Raw genomic sequence first — 19,141 nt, 5'->3', positions numbered from 1 at the left:
GAACGGCCTTACCGACAGTCAATGAAACACGACAGCGCCCCCGGCACATGATCAACCTTCCTCCGCACTGCAAGATCACACAAATTAGGGTCCGCCCGAATCCTTTTTGATCATGGGCTCGGGAGAGTGGACGGGAGGTCCCGCCCCACCCGACGAGCGGTCCTGACCCGCCGCCGCGCCCTCGTACAGCCGGATCGAGCAGGGCCACGCCTCACCTGAGCGGCCCGCCGCAGACCCCGGTCGGTGAGGGGGAGAACTGACCGGGGCCGCTACAGCTGTCAGGCGCGGGCCTGGACGATGAGTGTGCCTACCGTGCGTGGGCCGGGAGGCGCGGCCAGCACCTGCGTGCGCACGTCCGTGTAGCCGTAGCTGTCGAGCAGCTGCTCCCACACTGTCGGCTCGTAGTCCCAGCGCTTCACGACGAGCGGGTCCTCGTCGGCGCTGCGCGGAATGTACGAAGCCTGGCAGCCGTAGCAGCCTTCGACGGGCGGCCGCTGCGAAAACACCAGCATGCCGCCCGGCCGCAGCCGCTCACGCACAGCCGGTAGCAGGACGGCCGGGTCCGTGAACCACACCGCCCCGTACACCGAGCACACCGCGTCGAAGGGAGCGGTGCCGTGCAAGTAGGAGAGGGCGTCCGCCCGTACCAGGTCGAGCCCCGGCATGCCGCCCCATCGCTCCTCAGCCGCCCGCAGTTGCGCCGCCGACACGTCGATGCCGACTGCTTCCATGCCGAGCCGGGCCAGGTGCGCCGCGTTTCCGCCCTTGCCGCAGCCGAGATCCAGCACGCGGCCACCGGGCGGCAGATCGAGGAGCTCAGCACCGGGGCCGTGGTCGGGGTACTGCGTCCAGTTGAACCAGGTCGTCTCTCCGCGGGCGTTGGTCGGCTTGCGCTCGGGCCGCTGCCGCGCGTAGGTGTCCCAGGCGCGGGTCGGTGGTGCCCACGGGATGTTCCAACGCGATGGTCACGTGTGTTCCTCCTGTTGTGGACGGACGCCCCGGTCGGGGCGTTGGAACCCGCCGCCCCCACCAGCTCACGGGTACGGGGGCGGCGGGGGTCAGCGTCGCCGCGCGGGCGTGCTTTGGTGAGGCGCCGGCTTGCACGGCACCGTGTGGATGTACACCGTCGTGCCCGCGTTGGTGGGTGCAGCGTTGACGACGGGCGTCTCCTCGCCGGGAAGGATGCGGAGGTCGCAGCGTGCGCAGATCACCGTCTGACCTCCCTGCGCCAGAGGAGGAACCAGGACCGGTACCGCTCCATTGCCTCCGGGCACTCGGGGGGATCGACCGGCCGGCCGAGGTCGACCTTGCAGCCGGGGCAGAGGATGCAGTGGTCGGCGAGCTCGCCGAACGCTTTCTGTGCCGGGGTCAACGTCGCGGCGCTCATCGTGCCTCCCGTGCGAGTTGCTCCAGCGCGGTCCGGGTCCCGCACAGCGAGGCGTCGTCAACGCACTGCTCGCACTGCCCGGCGTGGTCGCCAAGAGCCCGCACGGCGGTCTCTCCAGCACAGCCGCGACAGGCCCGGGGGAACGTCGAGTAAGCCCCGTCCAAACGCTTGTGGCGGCGCTCACCCAGATCGACAGCCGTGGCCGTGTCGAGGATCGCGGTACACCAGACGCATGCCGCGCCGCGTACCTGCTCCTGTGACAACCCGTCAGGGGCAGGGAGGGGGAGCAGGGACAGCGGGCTGTCGGTGGTACTGGTCATGCCCGGCCCGCAAGTCACGATCGGCCACTCGCGGTCGCTGCCCGGCACCTTCACCGAACCGGCCGCGGTGAGGTCCTTGGCGACGGCGCCGCAGTCGAAGCAGGCGCGGCCTGGAGTCGGGCGATGCTCACCGGGCCGCTGATGCGGACCGGTGAGACGGTAACGGTGTCGGGCATGGGCCGTTCCCCTCTGCCTGGTTGCGCGGACAGACAGAGCATGGCCTTGTACAAGGGGCACAAGGGACACAGCGTGTGTCCCCTGATGTTCCTCGGCCGGTCACGGTCGGACGGCGCAGACCCACTCGGCGAACGACGTAAGGGACTCGGCGTCTGCGCGCTTCAACCGGCGCAGGGTGGCGGCCGTTTCGCGGGCCCAGGGGTGTTCGCGGGTGTGCTGCGGGGCGATCAGCCGGGCGACCTTCAGCGACTCGAAGGAGTCGTCGGCCAGGCCTGCCCACAGCTGTGCGGGTGCGAGCTCGATCCAGAACCCGGACTGCCGCTCCGCGGGCAAGTCCTTCGGCGGTGTCCACTCGCGGGCGACAGTGAGGGCGCGGGAGATGTGGTCGCGGCCCAAGCTGACCGCGACGGACACCTCGTGGGCACGGACCGAGTCCGGACCGGAGGCTGTCCCCCCGTACTCCCCTTCGCGGACCTCGTCGCCGAGTTGGCGTGCCTCGCCCAGATGGGTGGCGGCGGCAGAACCGTCTCCGACCCGGCCGGCGATGACCGCGGCCCGCATGTGAAGCGCGCCGCGCACAGCGATCGCGTCCGGGCCGTGGGGGCTTGGGCTCGCGTCGATGGCGCGCTCAAGGGCGCATAGTCCGGCCGTGTGGGCGCGCGGCGAAGAACGTCTCCGTTCGTACGTAGGCGGCGGTGGCCTGTGTGAGCGGGTCTTCGGTGCGGTCGGCGGCCCATCGCATCAGGTCGACCAGTCGGGCTGAGAGGTCGTGGTGACCGTACTTGTAAGCCACGGCGTCGGCGGTGCGGGCGGTGGCAGCGAGGAGCTGGGCGGCTTGCAGGCGTTGGGCTCCGTGGCTGTGGTGCAGGGTCCGGAGTGTGTCGTCGAGGAGGCTGGGGATGTGCGTGGCGATCCGTGCGTACTGGGCTGCCAGGCGCCAGTTCACGGCATCCTGCACGTCGTTGCGGAGTTTCGTCAGCGGGCGGGCAGGTGCGTCTGTGGGGAGGTCGTAGGCGGCGATGGCGGCGATGGCGGCGTTGATTGCGGGGATCGCGGCGTGGACTCTGGTGTCCGTGTGGGTGTTGCCGGTGATGATGTGGCTGGGGTCGACGGCGAGGGCGGCGGCGAGGGAGTCGAGGGCGTTGTCGCTGGGGGACCTGGCGCCGCGCTCGATCGCTTTGACCATGGAGAGGGATAGGAAGGCTGCGGTTGCGAGGTCTTGCTGTGTCATCCGGCGGGCCTGTCGGATGGTGGCGATGCGCTGGCCTACCTCGCGCGTCGTGGTAGTGGGCATACTGGCTCCCGTTCGGGGCGTCCACTCCGAGCCGTACTCGCGTGACGACGCTGCGTGTACGAGAACGGCCCCGCTGGTCTTGACTGGTGGGGCCGTAGCGTTGCCGGTTCAGTGCGCGATGATCGACGTGAGCTGGCTGAGGCTGTCGATCCGCCAGTCCGCCCGCGCCACGACCTCCGGGTCATCAGCCCACAGATGCCCCCATGGGCCGCGGCGTAGATGCGCCGCGCGCAGACCAGCCGCTTTGGCGGGGATCAGGTCGTTGGCCGGGTGGTCGCCGACGTACACCGTCTCCTCGGGTGAGGCCTGTGATACCTCCAGCACCCGCTCGAAGAACGCGGGCTGTGGTTTGGCCACACCCCACTCACCGGACGTCACGATCAGATCGGCGGGCAAGTCCAGGTCACGCAGGAGGTCACCCATCCTGGGTGTCTGGTTCCCGGCGACGACGACTCGAATGCCGAGGTGGCGCAGTGCGGAGAGGGCGGGGCGGACGTCGTCGTACAGGTCGGTCTCGTCGAGTGCCTCGCCGCGGCCGGCGGCTTCGCGGGCGTGGTACTCGGCGGCGATGTCGATGCCGGGGCGGGCGAGCCGAAGGGCGTCGGCGTTGTCACGGCCTTGGGCTACGACGGCGCCGACGAGGGCGGAGAGGGTGTGGTGTGGGACGTCGAGCCAGTCGGCCCATGAGGCCCAGTAGCGGTCGTCGCGGGTGATGGTCTCGCCGACGTCGAACACTGCTGCACGAATCATGCGGGCAGCGTACCTGCGGCGATCTTCGGTCAGGGCGGGGGCTGTTGTCGGTGGGGGCTACTACTCTGCGTCCATGCCCCACGAGCCTCCAACTCCTGCTTCCGTGCGGTCTGTTGACGATCTCAACGCGGGCATCCGGGCGTTCTGGCAGCGGCTCGGCGGCCGTACGCCGAGCGCTGAGGAGCGGGCGGAGTAGAGGCGATGGTGACCCAGTGGGGGCTTCGTCATGCCCGAAGTCGTGCAAGCGGCCTGACTCCGGGCATGACGAAAGGCCCCCTGCTCGGTCGGCGGGCCGTGCAGGGGGCGTCTCATGCGTACTGGCGGCGGGCAGGGTCGAGGCTCATCGAGAGCAGGCTGCCACCGCTGCTCGGCTCCGGTTCGGGTGCACCGTCTCTCCGGAGGGCGTCGGGGTCCCAGCTCGTGGCCTGCAGGCTGTACCCGTGCTGTTCCCGTGGTGACGAGAAACATCAAGGGCTGACCCGTTTTCACAGGTCAGCCCTTGATCATTCAGGGTGAGTGACGGGACTTGAACCCGCGGCATCCTGGACCACAACCAGGTGCTCTACCAGCTGAGCTACACCCACCATGCGGGCGGTTCGGATTTCCCCGACCGGCCGAGAAAAAGTGTACAGGGTCCGAAGGGGTGCTCGCGCCCGCCTTTCGCGGCGCCCCTTCCCGGGCCTCTGGCTGCCCTATCGACCGGGCAGGACGTGCTTGGCGGCGATCGTCTTCGCGGTGTCGGAGTCGGGGCCCGGCTGCGGTACGAAGACGGCCTCGCGGTAGTAGCGGAGCTCCGCGATGGACTCGCGGATGTCGGCGAGCGCGCGGTGGTTGCCGTTCTTCTTCGGGCTGTTGAAGTACGCCCGCGGGTACCAGCGCCGGGCGAGCTCCTTGATGCTGGACACGTCGACGATCCGGTAGTGGAGGTAGTTCTCCAGCGTCGCCATGTCCCGGAGCAGGAAGCCGCGGTCCGTGCCGACCGAGTTGCCGCACAGCGGGGCCTTGCCGGGTTCCTTCACATGCTCCCGTACGTACGTCAGGACCTGCTCCTCGGCGTCCGTGAGCGTTGTGCCCCCGGACAGTTCCGTGAGCAGTCCGGACGCGGTGTGCATCTGACGCACCACCTCCGGCATCGTCTCCAGTGCCTGGTCCGGCGGACGGATGACGATGTCCACACCCTCGCCGAGGATGTTCAGCTCGGAGTCGGTCACCAGGGCGGCCACCTCGATGAGCGCGTCGTCGGACAACGAGAGGCCGGTCATCTCGCAGTCGATCCACACCATGCGATCGTTCATGCGACCACCCTACGGCTGACGTCCGCTTATGTGAGCGCCCGGTGCACCCACGGACCTCGCCGACGGACCGGACGGGACCGGACGAGACCGGACGGGACGGGCAGGGGCGGCGGGGGAGAGCACCAGCCGGCGCCCGCCCCCGTCACACCTCACATCCCGCTGCGCTGCCCCGGCAGACTCGCCCGGCTGCCCGCGTACGCCTCGCGCCCGTTGTCCGAGGAAGACGACAGTGACGCCGATGTCCCGATCGGGCTCGATGCCGTGCGCCGGGTCTGGAGCGGAACCGGCCCGCCGTTGTCCGGGTGCAGAGGCGCCGGCGAGCTCGCCGGACCCACCTGCCCGGCCGAGGACGCCATACCGTCGCTGTCCACCGGCGGCCGTTCCCCCTGGGGCCTACGGGCGCGGTACGCGGCCCGGTAGGCGGCCGGGGACGAACCCAGCTGACGGCGGAAGTGCCCGCGCAGCGCCACCGGTGAGCGGAAGCCGCAGCGGCCCGCGACCTCGTCCACCGAGTAGTCCGAGGTCTCCAGCAGCCGCTGCGCCTGCAGCACCCGCTGGGTGATCAGCCACTGGAGCGGTGCGCTGCCGGTCAGCGATCGGAAGCGGCGGTCGAACGTACGGCGGCTCATGTACGCGCGCGCCGCGAGCGTCTCCACGTCGAACTGCTCGTGGAGGTGCTCCAGCGCCCACGCGACGACCTCGGCGAGCGGGTCGGCGCCGATCTCCTCTGGTAAAGACCGATCGAGATAGCGCTCCTGGCCGCCCGACCGGCGCGGCGGTACCACCAGACGCCGGGCCAGCGCGCCCGCCGCCTCGTTGCCGTGGTCCGTCCGCACGATGTGGAGACAGAGATCAATTCCGGCCGCCGTGCCCGCGGACGTCAGCACATCGCCGTCGTCCACGAACAGTTCACGCGGATCCACGTGCACCGACGGATAGCGCTTGGCCAGTGTCGGCGCGTACATCCAGTGGGTGGTGGCGGGTCGGCCGTCCAGCAGGCCCGCCGCCGCGAGGACGAAGGCGCCGGTGCACAGCCCGACGATGCGGGCACCCTCCTCGTGGGCGCGGCGCAGCGCGTCGAGCGCCTCCTCGGGTGGCGGAGAGGTGATCGAACGCCAGGCCGGCACGACGACCGTGCCCGCCCGGGAGATCGCCTCCAGGCCATGTGGTGCGGAGAGTTCCAGGCCCCCTGTGGTCCGCAGCGGACCTTCCTCACCGCCGCACACCAGCAAGCGGTAGCGCGGCACGCCGGCGTCCTGGCGGTCGATCCCGAACACCGACAGTGGTATAGAACTCTCGAAGATGGGGCCGCCGCTGAACAGCAGCACCGCGACGATCTCCTTGCGGCGTCGCCCGGAGAGTTTCCGGGCCGCGGCTTCCGGCGCGGCAGTGGAGTCGTGGCTCATACTGCTAAGCCCCCCTCGGTGGTCGCGGCTCCTCGGTTGTGTCGCTCCTGCACGTTTCCCCTTGGTCCTGCACGAGTCCCCCGCCGTAAGACAGTCAAGATCGAATCTACTGCGTCCCGTGGTGCCGACGTGACCAGTTGGTCAGGCGGCACATTGTCGACTTGGCAACTTGGCGTGAAGCATTCGATCACGAAGCGTTGCACTCGTGGGGCGTGCAGGGAAGTGCGCCTTGTCGCAGTGGCCAATCCACGTAGGGTGGGAAGACCCCCAAAGCCCCTTTCCGTGCAGGTGGAACGGGGGTTGGGGGGTGGTTCGGCCAAGGGGTGCGCGGGGGTCAGAAGTTGGCTGAAAAGAGTCGGGCGCGTGCGCGGAAACCGGTCAGCCGACCGGTGTATTCCCCCCACTGTGACGTCCGCCTCTACGAGCCCCCGCACCGGCCCGGTGCTGACCGCTGTGCGGGCGGCCGTGGTGGGTGACGCGGCGGGGAGCCCGCTCCTCGGCGCGCAGGCGGGCCGCGCCGCGCTCCGACTGGCGCAGGAGGATACGGCACACCGCGGTCACCGCGGCCAGACCCAGGGCGGTGCCGGCGGCCCCGGCCAGCGAGCTGCCGTACCAGAGGAGGACGACGGGGACCAGGACACAGCTGAAGGCCGCCCAGCGGACGACGTCCGTGGCGGAGTCCTGGCCGGGCGAGGTCGCGCGGGAGGCCTCGGAACGGGGCCTGGGACCGGACATGCGTGCTCCCTGGGGCGTGGCTCACGGGGTTCAACGCGTGTTCGATCGATCGGTCACTGTGCGTGGGACATGGAACGTCGTTAGGTGAATCCTGTGCGAACCGCCTGTACAACGCAGCAACCATTGCGTTACGGGCACCCCCTCGTGCATGCTCCCTGGAACCCCCACGCCCCGTGGGCGGGATCTGGGCTAAGGAGGCGTGCCGCCGTATCCTTGAGGGTACGAGGTTGGGAAGATGATTCCCGGACACAGCTCCGCCGCACACTGATGTCCCACCCATAAAAGGATCACAACGCCGAGACAGCCATGGCCGGTCACGAATTCTTCGAACCCGCGGACCGCAAGCGGCCTGTCGCCGATCACACGGCGGCCGAGCCCCAGGCGGCGGAAGAGCCACGTCACTCCTGCGACCCGGCCTTCAGGCACGGCGTCGTCGTGGGCTTCGACGGCTCCACCTCCAGCGAGCGCGCCCTCGCGTACGCCATAGGCATGGCCCTTCGCTCCGGGTCGGGCCTGATCATCGTCCACGTCGCCAACCGGCTGCCCACCACCGTGTGGGCGGGCTGCGAGCCCCCGGTCTTCGTCGACGTACCGGACCACCGCACCGAGGTCCTCGGGCTTGAGCTCGCCTGTGCGGAGTACCTCGCCGAGGTGCCCTGGATCCTCGTCGAGCGCGGCGGCGACATCTGCCACGAGCTCGAAGAGGTGGGCCGGGAGTACGAGGCGGACGCGATCGTCGTCGGCTCGACCCATGGCATCGTCGGACGCATCTTCGGGTCCGTCGCGGGGCGGCTCGCCAAGCGGGCCAAGCGGCCCGTCATGGTCATCCCGTAGCCGCTCGCGCTTTTGTCGTTGTCAATCCGTAACTCGTCGTTCTCCCAGGTGAGATGCGCCCTGGGTACCACCAACTCCCTTTGTGCGCCGCCCGAATCTACTTGTGCGTAGATGTGTTTGTGCCTTTGTGAAGGGCATATACCGGTCACCGCACAACCGCACATGCATGAAGGGAGCCCGCCGTGGACAATGACGTCTCTGCGGGAAGCACCACCACGATCGTCGGCCGACTCGCGCTCGGCGTCACCCTGTTGGCCTTCGGCCTCGGGTACACCGACCTGATCGACGGCGTGACGGCGGCTGACGCCGTATCGCTGGCCCACTACGTAGGCGGCGTCGCGCTCTTCGTCGCCGGTCTGTTCGCGTTCCATGACCGTGACACCGTCACCGGTACGGCCTTCTCCGCGCTCGGCGCGCTGTGGTTCACCTGGGCGGTGTCGGCCGGCGGCCAGGTCTCCGACAACGCGGCCGGACTGTTCCTGCTGCTGTTCGCCCTGGTGGTGCTGTCCCTCACCGTGGCCGTCGGCGACCAGCTCGCCAAGGGCACGTACGGGCTGTTCCTCGTGTCCCTGGTTCTGTTGGCCATCGCCGACTTCGCCGGGAACGACGGCCTCGCCAAGGCCGGCGGCTGGTTCGCGGTGGCGGCGGGCGCGGTGGCCTGGTACGCCGCGACGGCGGCGCAGGCCCAGTGGCCGACCGCCCTCCCGCGACGCGCGGCCCGCCGGGGAGTGACGGTCCCCGGATAGCCGCGCCGGCCGGGGGTTGGGCGGCCCCCGGCGTTCAGAACGGACCCCCCGTGACTGTGGCATCACGCGGGGGTCCGTCCCGTTTGCCAGAAGGGGCGCGCTGCTACTCCACCGTCACCGACTTCGCGAGGTTCCTCGGCTTGTCGATGTCCCTGCCCAGGGACAACGCCGTGTGGTAGGCGAGGAGTTGGAGCGGGATGCCCATCAGGATCGGGTCCAGCTCGGCCTCGTTCTTCGGGACCACGATGGTCTGGTCGGCCTTCTCCTGGCACTGGTGGGCCACCGCGAGGATCCGGCCGCTGCGGGCCTTGATCTCCTCCAGGGCGGCGCGGTTCTTCTCCAGCAGGTCGTCGTCCGGGACGATCGCGACCGTCGGCAGGGCGGGCTCGATGAGGGCCAGCGGGCCGTGCTTGAGCTCGGAGGCCGGGTAGGCCTCGGCGTGGATGTACGAGACCTCCTTGAGCTTCAGGGAGGCCTCACGGGCCACCGGGTAGCCCCGGACGCGGCCGATGAAGAGCATCGAGCGGGCCTCGGCGTACTCCTCGGCCAGCTTCTTGATCTCGTCCTCCTGATCCAGGATCTCGGTGATCTGCCCGGGCAGCTTCCGCAGCCCCTCGATGATCCGCTTGCCGTCCCGGACGGAGAGGTCGCGGGTGCGGCCCAGGTGCAGGGCGAGCAGGGCGAAGGCGACGGTGGTGTTCGTGAAGCACTTCGTCGACACCACGCAGACCTCGGGGCCGGCGTGGACGTAGATGCCGCCGTCCGCCTCGCGGGCGATCGCCGAGCCGACCACGTTGACGACACCCAGGACCCGCGCGCCCTTGCGCTTCAGCTCCTGGACGGCCGCCAGCACGTCGTACGTCTCACCGGACTGGGAGACGGCCACGTACAGCGTGTCGGGGTCGACGACCGCGTTGCGGTAGCGGAACTCGGACGCCGGCTCGGCGTCGGCGGGGATGCGGGCCAGCTCCTCGATCATCTGGGCGCCGATCATGCCCGCGTGGTAGGAGGTGCCGCAGCCGAGGATCTTCACGCGGCGGATCTGGCGCGCCTCGCGGGCGTCCAGGTTCAGGCCGCCGAGGCGCACGGTGGAGAAGCGGTCGTCGATGCGGCCGCGCAGCACACGGTCCACGGCGTCGGCCTGCTCGTGGATCTCCTTGTGCATGTAGGTGTCGTGGCCGCCCATGTCGTAGGAGGCGGCCTCCCACTCCACGGTGGTCGGCTCGGCGGTGGTCCGGGTGCCCTCGGTGGTGTAGGTGCGGAAGTCGTCCGCCTTGAGGGTGGCCATCTCGCCGTCGTCCAGCGTCACGATCTGGCGGGTGTGGGCGACCAGGGCGGCGATGTCCGAGGCGACGAACATCTCCTTCTCGCCGATGCCGAGGACGACCGGGGAGCCGTTGCGGGCCACCACGATCCGGTCCGGGTAGTCGGCGTGCAGCACGGCGATGCCGTACGTCCCCTCGATGATCCGGATGGTCTCGCGGACCTTGTCCTCCAGCTTCTCGCCCTGGGCGCGGGCGATGAGGTGGACCAGGACCTCCGTGTCGGTCTCGGAGAGGAACTCGACGCCGTCCGCCTCCAGCTTGCGGCGCAGTTCGGAGGCGTTGTCGATGATGCCGTTGTGGACGACGGCGACCTTGCCCTCGGCGTCCAGATGCGGGTGGGCGTTCACGTCGGACGGGGCGCCGTGGGTGGCCCAGCGGGTGTGCGCGATGCCGGTCGTGCCCTTGAAGCGCGCCGGGACCTTGGCCTCCAGGTCCCGGACCCGGCCCTTGGCCTTGACCATCTTCAGGCCGGAGGTCTTCGGGGAGGTGACGACGATGCCCGCCGAGTCGTAGCCGCGGTACTCCAGGCGTTGCAGGCCCTCCAGCAGCAGCGGAGCCACGTCACGCTTCCCGATGTATCCCACGATTCCGCACATACAAGTGTGTCCCTCAGCCGTAGACGATGCGGCGCAGCTGCCTGAGCGTGAGCTCCGGCGGTGCTACCGCGCGGTATTTGAGATCCGCCTCGATCCGTTCGAAGATCTCCGCGTTCACCAGGCCCTGGGCCTGCAACTCGCGGTGGCGGCGACGGACGTGTTCCTCCGTCGTCTCGTCGAAGTAGGCGAGCACGTCCAGGATCACGCGCAGTGCCTCGCCCCGGTTGAGGGGCGTGGACCGCGCCAGATGATCAACGAGTTCGTCGTGCACTCGGTAGATCCTGAGGTACTGGCGACGGTTTCGCAAGAATTCTGCCCGATTTCGGGCAGGTGTCTGTTGGGATTCTTTGGGTGAACGTTGAATCTGTCATGAGGACCTGTTCGTGAATCGTCCATCCGGCGTCTTGCGACCTGTCGCCTGGGGGGACGAGTTTCAGACGCCATGGACACTCCTCGCATGGGCGTACCCGAGCAGCTCGCCGAGCGCATGAGCATGGCCGAGCAGCACGAGTACCTGCGCAACAGATTCTCCCGACGCACGATGATCAGGGGCGGCGCCGTCACGCTGGGCGCCGTCGCGGGTGGCGCGTTCGTACCGGGCGCCACCGCACAGGCCGCCGTTCCGACCCGGGCCGACGCCACGGCCACCGCGACCGTCGACGGCGCCCTGGTCGCCCCCTTCGGCCGCCACCTCGCCTTCGGCAGCGACCCGCGCACCGAGATCACCGTCTCCTGGCAGGTCCCGGTCGCCGTCAAGAAGCCCTTCATCCGGATCGGCGCCCAGCCCTGGGACCTCTCCCGCAAGATCGAGGCCGAGGTGCGCACCCTGTACACCCCGGCCGGTGTCGGTGCCAGCGCCAACCACACCCAGTACTACGTGCACGCCAAGCTGACCCACCTCAAGCCCGGCAGGACGTACTACTACGGCGCCGGCCACCAGGGCTTCGACCCGGCCGAGCCGCACCTGCTCGGCACCCTCGGCACCTTCACCACCGCCCCCGCCCTCCCCCACTCTCGGCTTCGCTCGAGCGGGGGGACCCCCATGGAGCCGTTCACCTTCACCGCCTTCGGCGACGAGGGTGTCAGCTATCACGGGCTCGCCAACAACAGCCTGCTGCTGGGCCAGAACCCCGCCTTCCACCTGCACGCCGGCGACATCGCCTACGCCGACCCGTCCGGCTCCGGCCAGGCCTCCGACACCGGGTTCGACTCGCGGATCTGGGACCAGTTCCTCGCCCAGACCGAGTCGGTCGCCAAGTCCGTCCCGTGGATGCCGGCCTACGGCAACCACGACATGGAGGCCTGGTACTCACCCAACGGCTACGGCGGCGAGGAGGCCCGCTGGAACCTCCCGGACAACGGCCCCGACCAGAAGAACCTGCCGGGCGTCTACACCTTCGTCTACGGCAACACCGCGATCATCTCGCTCGACGCCAACGACATCTCCTTCGAGATCCCGGCCAACCTCGGCATCTCGGGCGGCACCCAGACCAAGTGGCTGGAGGCGCAGCTCAAGAAGTACCGCGCCTCCGACGACATCGACTTCGTCGTCGTCTTCTTCCACCACTGCGCCTACTGCACCTCCACCGCGCACGCCTCGGAGGGGGGCGTGCGCCAGGAGTGGGTGCCGCTGTTCGAGAAGTACACCGTCGACCTGGTGATCAACGGCCACAACCACCAGTACGAGCGCACGGACGTCATCAAGGCGGGCGCGGTCACCAAGAAGCTCCCGATCGGCGGCACGGCGTACACCGAGACCGACGGCGTCGTGTACGTGACGGCGGGTGCGGCGGGCCGCAGCCTCTACGCGTTCACCGCCCCGCTGTCCTACGAGGGCCACGAGAACGAGGTCGAGTCGGTGTCCTCGTTCATCAACGTCAAGGGCGGCAAGCAGAACGAGACCGTGGCCTGGTCCCGGGTGCGCTACCTCGACTACTCCTTCCTGCGCGTGGACGTCACCCCGGCCGCCAAGGGCCGCACGGCCACGCTGAAGGTACGGGGCATCGCGGAGAGCGGTGAGCAGGTCGACCACTTCACGGTGGCGCGCACGGCCAAGTAGGGCCGTACGCGCGGCTGGTGTGCCCGGAAGGCGGGGCACGACCCACGGCAGGCGGTCCTCGGCCCCGGATGGCTACATCCGCTTGAGGATCGCCTGCTTCGCCGTCACGAACTCCTCGTCCGTCAGCACGGCCGCGCGGTGCAGCTCACCGAGCTCGCGTAGCCGGCGCAGCACCGCGTCCTGGTCGTTCTCGACGGCGGGCGCGGGTGCGGGTGCGGTGAGTGCCCTGGCTCCTGGCGGTCGTACGTCCTCCCCGCGGGTCGCCGGATGCGGCAGCCGGGCCTGGACGGCCGCCGCGACCAGGGCCATCAGCGGGTCCTTGCGGAAGCTCCACAGCTCCACGGCGTTCGGGTCGTACTTCGGCGGGGCCTTGGTGGGGGCGTTCCGCACGGTGAAGCGGAGACAGCCGTTCTCCAGGCCGGCCGCCGGATGCCACTCCACGGCGGCCAGGTCGGTGACCGCGAGGACGCGAGGGCCGGCGGCGGCCTTGGCGTCCTCCGTCTTCCAGTTCCACTCCAGGCGGACCTGCTCGCCGTCGAAGCTCGCGGTGCCGTCCCCGGCGGACACGGAGATCGGGACGGCCGGACCCGGCAGCAGATACCGGTCCACCGGATCGGCCGGCACCTGGTCGAGGAGCAGTGCGCCCCGCACCTCGTCGACGACGTACTCGGCGACGCCGTAGCGGTCCGCCTCGACGATCAGCTGGTACGGGTCGTGCGGTTCGCCGAGCCGGCCGCCGGTCGCGAGCAGCAGCGGATCGGAGCCGTCCCGCAGCCGCAGCCTCAACCGGCCGGTCTTCTTCCCCTGTTCGAAGGAGACGCCCGCCACCGCGCGCAGCGGGACGACGAGTTCACCCAGCGTCTTGCGCAGGAGGCTGACGTTCTTGTCCCGTCCCGGAGTCAGCCGCAGGGCGTCGCCGTCGAAGACCCACGTGCCGTCCTTCTGGATGATTTCCGCCATGACGGGGATTGTTCCACCGTGAAAGAGGCGGGCAGCCCCGGAGGACCGTACTCCGGGGCTGCCCGCCCGTCCGTGGGGGCCTGTCACAGCCCGGCGAGGGGGTTCTCCAGGTTGCCGACCAGCTGGAGCGCGCCCGACGGATCCGCCAGGTCCACCATCTGCTCGTTGTTGCGCAGCTGGAGCCGGTTGAGGCAGGACAGCGCGAACTCGGGGGCGAACATGTCGTACCGCTCGAACTTGTCGGCGAGTTGGGGCACCGAGCGCTGGTAGTCCCGGGTCACCTCGGCGACCGTCCGCCAGAACTCCTCCCCCTCCAGGATCCCCTCGGTGGCGAGGTTCGCCGCGAGGAAGCGGAAGAAGCAGTCGAAGACGTCCGTGAAGATCGACAGGAGTTTCTTGTCCTCCGGGACCTCGACGCGCAGTCGCTCGACCGTCGGCGGCAGTACCGCGTCCGGGTCCAGGACCGCGATCTCCTCGGCGATGTCCTTGTAGATCGCGCGCTGGACCACGCCGTCCTTCAGGACCAGGATGACGTTCTCGCCGTGCGGCATGTAGACCAGGTCGTAGGCGTAGAAGCTGTGCAGCAGCGGGGTGTAGTAGGCCCGCAGATAGCGGCGCAGCCACTGCGTCGGCGTCAGTCCGGACCGCTCGATCAGGGCGCCCGCGAAGGACGCGCCCTCGTGGTCCACATGGACGAGGGAGGCCATGGTGGCGAGGGACTCGCCGTCCTGGAGGGAGGGGACCGGGCTTTCCCGCCACAGCGCGGCGAGCATCTTGCGGTACGGCGAGTAGCGGCCGGTCGCCGCCTCGTACTCCAGGTGCCGGTAGCCCACGGCCGCCCGCTCCCGGATGATCGACAGGCCGGTGTCCTTCAACACCGGGTCGTTGTCGATGAGTTGGGCCAGCCAGTCGTTGATCGCCGGGGTCGCCTCCATGTAGGCGGCGGAGAGCCCGCGCATGAAGCCCATGTTGAGGACGGACAGGGCCGTCTTCACATAGTGCTTCTCGGGGTGGGAGCTGTTGAAGAAGGTCCGGATGGACTGCTGGGCCAGGTACTCGTCGTCGCCCTCGCCCAGGCAGACGAGATGGCCACGGGCGACCTCGGCGGCGAAGGTGACCGTGAGTTTGTTCCACCACTGCCAGGGGTGGACGGGGATGAGGAGGTAGTCGGCCGGGTCGAGGCCCCGGTCGCGCAGGACGCCGTCGAACCGCTCGACGGTGTCCTCGCCCAGCTCGTCCCGTACGAAGGACTCGTACTCGATCCCGACCCCCGCCGTGAACGCCGCCCGCGAGCGGTGCGCGGCCAGCCACACCAGGCGGACCGTGCTCGCGGTCTCGGGGGCGTACGACAGGTACTCGTGGATCCCGAAGCCGAGCCTCCCGTTGTTGGCGACGAAGCAGGGGTGGCCCTCGGTCATCCCCGTCTCGATCGCCTGGAAGCCGCCGCTCACCAGCTCGGCGACCGGGATCTGCGGCTTGGTGAGCTTGAAGCAGGTGCCGGAGAGGGTGGAGGAGATCTCCTCCAGGTAGACCGGGAGGATCTCGTCGCTCAGGTTCAGCGTCTGCTTCAGCTCGATGAAGAAGTCCAGGGCCGCGAGGGGGAGCCCGGCTCCGTCGCGGGTGCGGGTGATCGAGTCGGCGTCCACCTGCCAGTGGTCGAGGGCGTGGCGGGCGGCGGTGAAGCGGTAGTGGGTGAGGCCGTCGTCGCTGCGTACGACGTACTCGTCCCCTTCCCCCTCCTTCTCCGGCATGACCAGCCGCTCGTGGGCGAACTCGGCCAGCGCCTTGCGGACGAGCAGGCGGTTGGCCTTCTCCCAGCGTTCGGGGGAGAGGTGGGCCACGGCGTCGGCGAGGGTCATGCGGTCACTCCCGTCGAGAGAAGGCCGTGCTTCTTGAAGAACTGCTCTCGGGTGCAGAAGCTCAGCAACGCCTTCTTCTCCGGCTTCTGGATCTCGCGCTCGGGCACGAACCCGACGGCTTCGTTCAGGGCGTGGACGGCCTTGTTGGTCACGTCCGGTTCGACGACGACGCGCTCGGTCGCCGGGTCCTCGAAGAGGCGGGCCAGCACGGCGGTGATGACCGACCGGGTGAACCCGTGCACGGGCCGGTCGGTGGCCGGCGTCAGGAAGTGCATCCCGACGTCACCGGGCAACGGCTCGTACAGGCCGACCAGTTCGCGGTGCCGGGGGTCGTAGTACTCCATCAGGAAGACCGGTTCACCGTCCTGGAGCCCGAACAGCGCGTGCTGGTGCTCATCGGCGGTGATCTCCATGTAGGCCCGCTCGACATCCTCCAGTTTCGCGTCCTGCATCATCCAGAAGGCCGCCTTGGGGTGGGTGACCCAGGAATGCAGGAGCTCGGCGTCCTTCAGGGGATCGAGGGGGCGGAAGGCGAAGGTCATACGGCGAACTCCTGGAACGCTATGGACTTCTCGACCGGGTAGTACTCGCTGCCGAGCAGCTCACGGATGATGTAGCTGTTGCGGTACGCGCCCATGCCCAGGTCGGGACTGGTGATGCTGTGCGTGTGGACGCCGGCGTTCTGCAGGAACACGCCCCGGCCGGTGACGTCGATGGCGTAGTTGCGGGCGACGTCGTAGTTGCCGTGGGCGTCGTGGCGCAGCCGGTCGCGGACGGGTTTGAGGAACTCGGGCTCGGCGTACTTGTAGCCGGTGGCCAGGACCAGGCCCTGGGAGCTGAGTTCGTAGTCCTTGTCCTGCTCCTCGTGGTGGAGGGAGAGGGTGTACGAGCCGTTCTCGTACCGGGCGCTGTTCAGCGAGGAGTTGGTGAGCAGACGGGTGGGCACCGGACCGCCGAGGTTCTTCCGGTACAGCAGGTCGAAGATCTCGTTGATGAGGTCACCGTCGATGCCCTTGAACAGGCCCTTCTGCTCGCCGGTGAGGCGGTAGCGGGTCTGTTCCGGCAGCGCGTGGAAGTAGTCGACGTACTCCGGGGAGGTCATCTCCAGCGTGAGTTTCGTGTACTCCAGCGGGAAGAAGCGCGGGGAACGGGTGACCCAGTTCAGCCGGTAGCCGTGGACGTCGATCTCGCTGAGGAGGTCGTGGTAGATCTCGGCGGCGGACTGTCCGGAGCCCACCAGCGTGATCGACTCCTTGCGCTGGAGCTCCGCCCGGTGCTCCAGATAGCGGGAGTTGTGGATGAAGTCGCCGCCCAGGCCCTGGCAGGCCTCCGGGACATAGGGCGGGGTGCCGGTGCCGAGGACCAGGTGGCGGGCGCGGTACACGTCACCGTCCGTGGTCCTCACGGCGTACAGCTCGGCGCCCTCGTCGTACGTCACGTCGGTGACCGTCGTGCCGAAGCGGACGCTGCTCAGTTTGTTCGCGGCCCAGCGGCAGTAGTCGTCGTACTCGACCCGCAGCGGGTAGAAGTTCTCGCGGATGTAGAACGAGTACAGCCTGCCCTTCTCCTTCAGGTAGTTGAGGAAGGAGTACGGCGAGGTCGGGTCGGCGAGGGTGACCAGGTCCGACATGAACGGGGTCTGGAGGTGGGCGCCCTCGAGGAACATGCCGGCGTGCCACTCGAAGTCGGGCTTCGACTCCAGGAAGACACCGTCGAGTTCGCCGATGGGCTCGGTGAGGCAGGCCAGGCCGAGATTGAACGGGCCGAGCCCGATCCCCACGAAGTCATGGGTTCTGGTCGGGTTTTCAGGACGCGCGGTCAAGGGACTCTCCCAGGTACTGCTCGGCGTGGCCGGCGATCAGATCGAGTACGGCGGCCATGTCGTCGACCGTCGTCTCGGGGTTGAGCAGGGTGAACTTCAGGTAGTGGCGGGCGCCCACCTTGGTGCCGGCGACCACCGCGTCGCCGGAGGCGAACAGGGCCTTGCGGGCGTACAGGTTGGCGCGGTCGATCTCGGACGGGTCGGCGACGGCGGCCGGGATGTAGCGGAAGACCAGGGTGGAGAGGGTCGGCTCGACCACGACGTCGAAGCGCGGGTCGGCGGCCAGCAGTTTCCAGCCCTGCACCGCCAGGTCGCAGACCTCGTCGAAGAGCTGCCCGATGCCGTCGGCGCCCATCACACGCAGGGTCATCCACAGCTTGAGCGCGTCGAAGCGACGGGTGGTCTGGAGGGACTTGTCCACCTGGTTGGGGATGCGTTCCTGCACCATGCGCCGCGGGTTGAGGTACTCCGCGTGATAGGTGGCGTGCCGCAGGGTGGTCGCGTCCCGGACCAGGACCGCCGACGAACTCACCGGCTGGAAGAAGGACTTGTGGTAGTCGACGGTGACCGAGTCGGCGCGCTCGATGCCGTCGATACGGTCCCGGTGCTTGACGGAGGCGAGCAGTCCGCAGCCGTAGGCGGCGTCGACGTGCATCCACACGCCGTACTGCTCGCACAGCTCGGCGATCTCCGGCAGCGGGTCGATGGAGCCGAAGTCCGTGGTGCCGGCGGTGGCGACGACGGCCATGGGGACGAGGCCGTCCTGCCGGCAGCGCTCCAGCTCGTGGGCGAGCGCGACGGTCTGCATGCGCTTGTCGTTGCCGACGGGGATCGACACGACGGCGTCCTGGCTCAGGCCCAGCAGTTTCGCGGACTTCTTCACGCTGAAGTGGCTGGCCTCGGAGGCGAAGATACGCAGTGTGGAGAAGGAGTCCGCGGCGTCCCGCCCTGCCCCTCCCGGCTTGGCCTCCTCCCGGGCGAGCAGCAGCGCCTGGAGGTTGGACTGGGTGCCGCCGGAGGTGAACACGCCGTCGGCGTTCTCCCCGAGCCCGATGCGTCCGGCCGTCCAGTCGATGAGTTTGCGCTCGATGAGAGTGCCGCCGGCCGACTGGTCCCAGGTGTCCAGCGAGGAGTTGACGGCGGACAGGATCGCCTCGCCGAGCACGGCCGGGATGACGACCGGGCAGTTGAGGTGGGCGAGGTAGCGGGGGTGGTGGAAGTAGATCGCGTCCCGGAGGTAGACGTCCTCCAGTTCGTCGAGCACCGCGGTGGTGTCGTGCAGCGGCCGGTCGAGGTCGATCTCGTCGATGCGGGGGGAGAGGGCGTCGACCGTGACGCCGGTGAACGGACGGGAGGTGGTGGCGAGTTTGGCCGCCACCCGCTCGATTCCTTCGGTCGCGGAGCGACGGTAGTGCTCCGCGGTCGTGTCGTTGAGCAGGTGCGAGCGCATTGCGGGTCCTCCGGTGGGGGCGGTCCGTGGGGCGGGGAGCAGGACGGAGCCTCAGCTTCAACTTAGGTAAGCCTAACCTAAGTTAACGCTGACGAAACCTCACCCCTGCCGTGACTGCCGTCACTT

17 protein-coding genes, 1 tRNA gene and 1 pseudogene are annotated in these 19,141 nt (G+C 69.1%); 4 read left to right on the top strand and 15 right to left on the bottom strand.

Features of this window, described 5'->3' with window-relative positions:
* Positions 1-278: 278 nt before the first annotated feature.
* The 4 genes and pseudogenes from AB0H86_RS39495 to AB0H86_RS39480 form a co-directional block, all read right to left on the bottom strand.
* Complete coding sequence (locus AB0H86_RS39495) at positions 279-950, bottom strand: class I SAM-dependent methyltransferase (RefSeq protein ID WP_362450219.1); 672 nt, start codon at positions 948-950, stop codon at positions 279-281.
* 257 nt (positions 951-1,207) lie between these two features.
* Entirely contained in the window at positions 1,208-1,387 is a 180-nt protein-coding gene (locus tag AB0H86_RS39490) for a hypothetical protein (RefSeq protein WP_362450166.1), read from the bottom strand.
* Between the two features lie 596 nt (positions 1,388-1,983).
* Positions 1,984-3,178, bottom strand: a pseudogene (locus AB0H86_RS39485) (helix-turn-helix transcriptional regulator).
* Between the two features lie 108 nt (positions 3,179-3,286).
* Positions 3,287-3,928 (bottom strand): HAD family hydrolase, encoded by a 642-nt coding sequence (locus tag AB0H86_RS39480; RefSeq protein WP_362450164.1) that lies wholly within the window; start codon positions 3,926-3,928, stop codon positions 3,287-3,289.
* Positions 3,929-4,001: 73 nt separating this feature from the next.
* Between AB0H86_RS39480 and AB0H86_RS39475 the strand changes: the two genes are divergently transcribed.
* Positions 4,002-4,124 carry a hypothetical protein gene (locus tag AB0H86_RS39475; protein WP_362450162.1) on the top strand — a complete coding sequence of 41 codons (123 nt, stop codon included), beginning with the start codon at positions 4,002-4,004 and terminating at the stop codon, positions 4,122-4,124.
* 315 nt (positions 4,125-4,439) lie between these two features.
* Here AB0H86_RS39475 and AB0H86_RS39470 read toward each other — a convergent pair.
* The 4 genes from AB0H86_RS39470 to AB0H86_RS39455 form a co-directional block, all read right to left on the bottom strand.
* Positions 4,440-4,512: transfer RNA gene (locus AB0H86_RS39470), tRNA-His, on the bottom strand.
* Between the two features lie 108 nt (positions 4,513-4,620).
* Positions 4,621-5,223: an oligoribonuclease gene (gene orn / locus AB0H86_RS39465; RefSeq protein ID WP_362450159.1), complete on the bottom strand. Its 603-nt coding sequence runs from the start codon at positions 5,221-5,223 to the stop codon at positions 4,621-4,623.
* Positions 5,224-5,372: 149 nt separating this feature from the next.
* Positions 5,373-6,629 (bottom strand): helix-turn-helix domain-containing protein, encoded by a 1,257-nt coding sequence (locus AB0H86_RS39460; protein ID WP_362450156.1) that lies wholly within the window; start codon positions 6,627-6,629, stop codon positions 5,373-5,375.
* A gap of 378 nt (positions 6,630-7,007) precedes the next feature.
* Entirely contained in the window at positions 7,008-7,364 is a 357-nt protein-coding gene (locus tag AB0H86_RS39455; RefSeq protein ID WP_362450154.1) for a hypothetical protein, read from the bottom strand.
* Positions 7,365-7,670: 306 nt separating this feature from the next.
* Between AB0H86_RS39455 and AB0H86_RS39450 the strand changes: the two genes are divergently transcribed.
* Together AB0H86_RS39450 and AB0H86_RS39445 are read left to right on the top strand one after the other, a co-directional pair.
* Positions 7,671-8,198, top strand: a complete 528-nt coding sequence (locus AB0H86_RS39450) for a universal stress protein (protein ID WP_362450152.1) — start codon at positions 7,671-7,673, stop codon at positions 8,196-8,198.
* Between the two features lie 182 nt (positions 8,199-8,380).
* Positions 8,381-8,944, top strand: coding sequence for a GPR1/FUN34/YaaH family transporter (locus tag AB0H86_RS39445; RefSeq protein WP_362450150.1), 564 nt, complete (start codon positions 8,381-8,383; stop codon positions 8,942-8,944).
* Positions 8,945-9,047: 103 nt separating this feature from the next.
* Here the strand turns inward: AB0H86_RS39445 and glmS are convergent, their stop codons facing one another.
* Complete coding sequence (gene glmS, locus AB0H86_RS39440; protein ID WP_362450148.1) at positions 9,048-10,865, bottom strand: glutamine--fructose-6-phosphate transaminase (isomerizing); 1,818 nt, start codon at positions 10,863-10,865, stop codon at positions 9,048-9,050.
* 13 nt (positions 10,866-10,878) lie between these two features.
* On the bottom strand, positions 10,879-11,136 hold the full coding sequence (locus AB0H86_RS39435; protein WP_362450146.1) for a hypothetical protein: 258 nt from the start codon (positions 11,134-11,136) through the stop codon (positions 10,879-10,881).
* Positions 11,137-11,322: 186 nt separating this feature from the next.
* Between AB0H86_RS39435 and AB0H86_RS39430 the strand changes: the two genes are divergently transcribed.
* The gene (locus AB0H86_RS39430) at positions 11,323-12,924 is read left to right on the top strand and encodes a metallophosphoesterase family protein (RefSeq protein ID WP_362450143.1); all 1,602 of its coding nucleotides are present in this window, start codon (positions 11,323-11,325) and stop codon (positions 12,922-12,924) included.
* Positions 12,925-12,996: 72 nt separating this feature from the next.
* Here the strand turns inward: AB0H86_RS39430 and AB0H86_RS39425 are convergent, their stop codons facing one another.
* From AB0H86_RS39425 to desA, 5 genes are all read right to left on the bottom strand, one after another.
* Positions 12,997-13,884 (bottom strand): DUF4429 domain-containing protein, encoded by an 888-nt coding sequence (locus AB0H86_RS39425; RefSeq protein WP_362450140.1) that lies wholly within the window; start codon positions 13,882-13,884, stop codon positions 12,997-12,999.
* 83 nt (positions 13,885-13,967) lie between these two features.
* The gene (locus AB0H86_RS39420; RefSeq protein ID WP_362450138.1) at positions 13,968-15,743 is read right to left on the bottom strand and encodes an IucA/IucC family siderophore biosynthesis protein; all 1,776 of its coding nucleotides are present in this window, start codon (positions 15,741-15,743) and stop codon (positions 13,968-13,970) included.
* Positions 15,740-16,285: a GNAT family N-acetyltransferase gene (locus AB0H86_RS39415; protein ID WP_362450136.1), complete on the bottom strand. Its 546-nt coding sequence runs from the start codon at positions 16,283-16,285 to the stop codon at positions 15,740-15,742. The genes AB0H86_RS39420 and AB0H86_RS39415 overlap by 4 nt, the downstream gene beginning before the upstream one ends.
* Positions 16,282-17,565 (bottom strand): lysine N(6)-hydroxylase/L-ornithine N(5)-oxygenase family protein, encoded by a 1,284-nt coding sequence (locus AB0H86_RS39410; protein ID WP_362450133.1) that lies wholly within the window; start codon positions 17,563-17,565, stop codon positions 16,282-16,284. The genes AB0H86_RS39415 and AB0H86_RS39410 overlap by 4 nt, the downstream gene beginning before the upstream one ends.
* Positions 17,549-19,015: a lysine decarboxylase DesA gene (gene desA / locus AB0H86_RS39405; protein WP_362450131.1), complete on the bottom strand. Its 1,467-nt coding sequence runs from the start codon at positions 19,013-19,015 to the stop codon at positions 17,549-17,551. Before desA ends, AB0H86_RS39410 begins: the two co-directional genes overlap by 17 nt.
* Positions 19,016-19,141 lie beyond the last annotated feature (126 nt).

The sequence above is a fragment of the Streptomyces sp. NPDC050997 genome, from assembly GCF_040660135.1.
Taxonomy (GTDB): domain Bacteria; phylum Actinomycetota; class Actinomycetes; order Streptomycetales; family Streptomycetaceae; genus Streptomyces.
The sequence above is the reverse complement of the archived record's forward strand: the minus strand, read 5'-3'. Positions and strand labels throughout refer to the sequence as shown.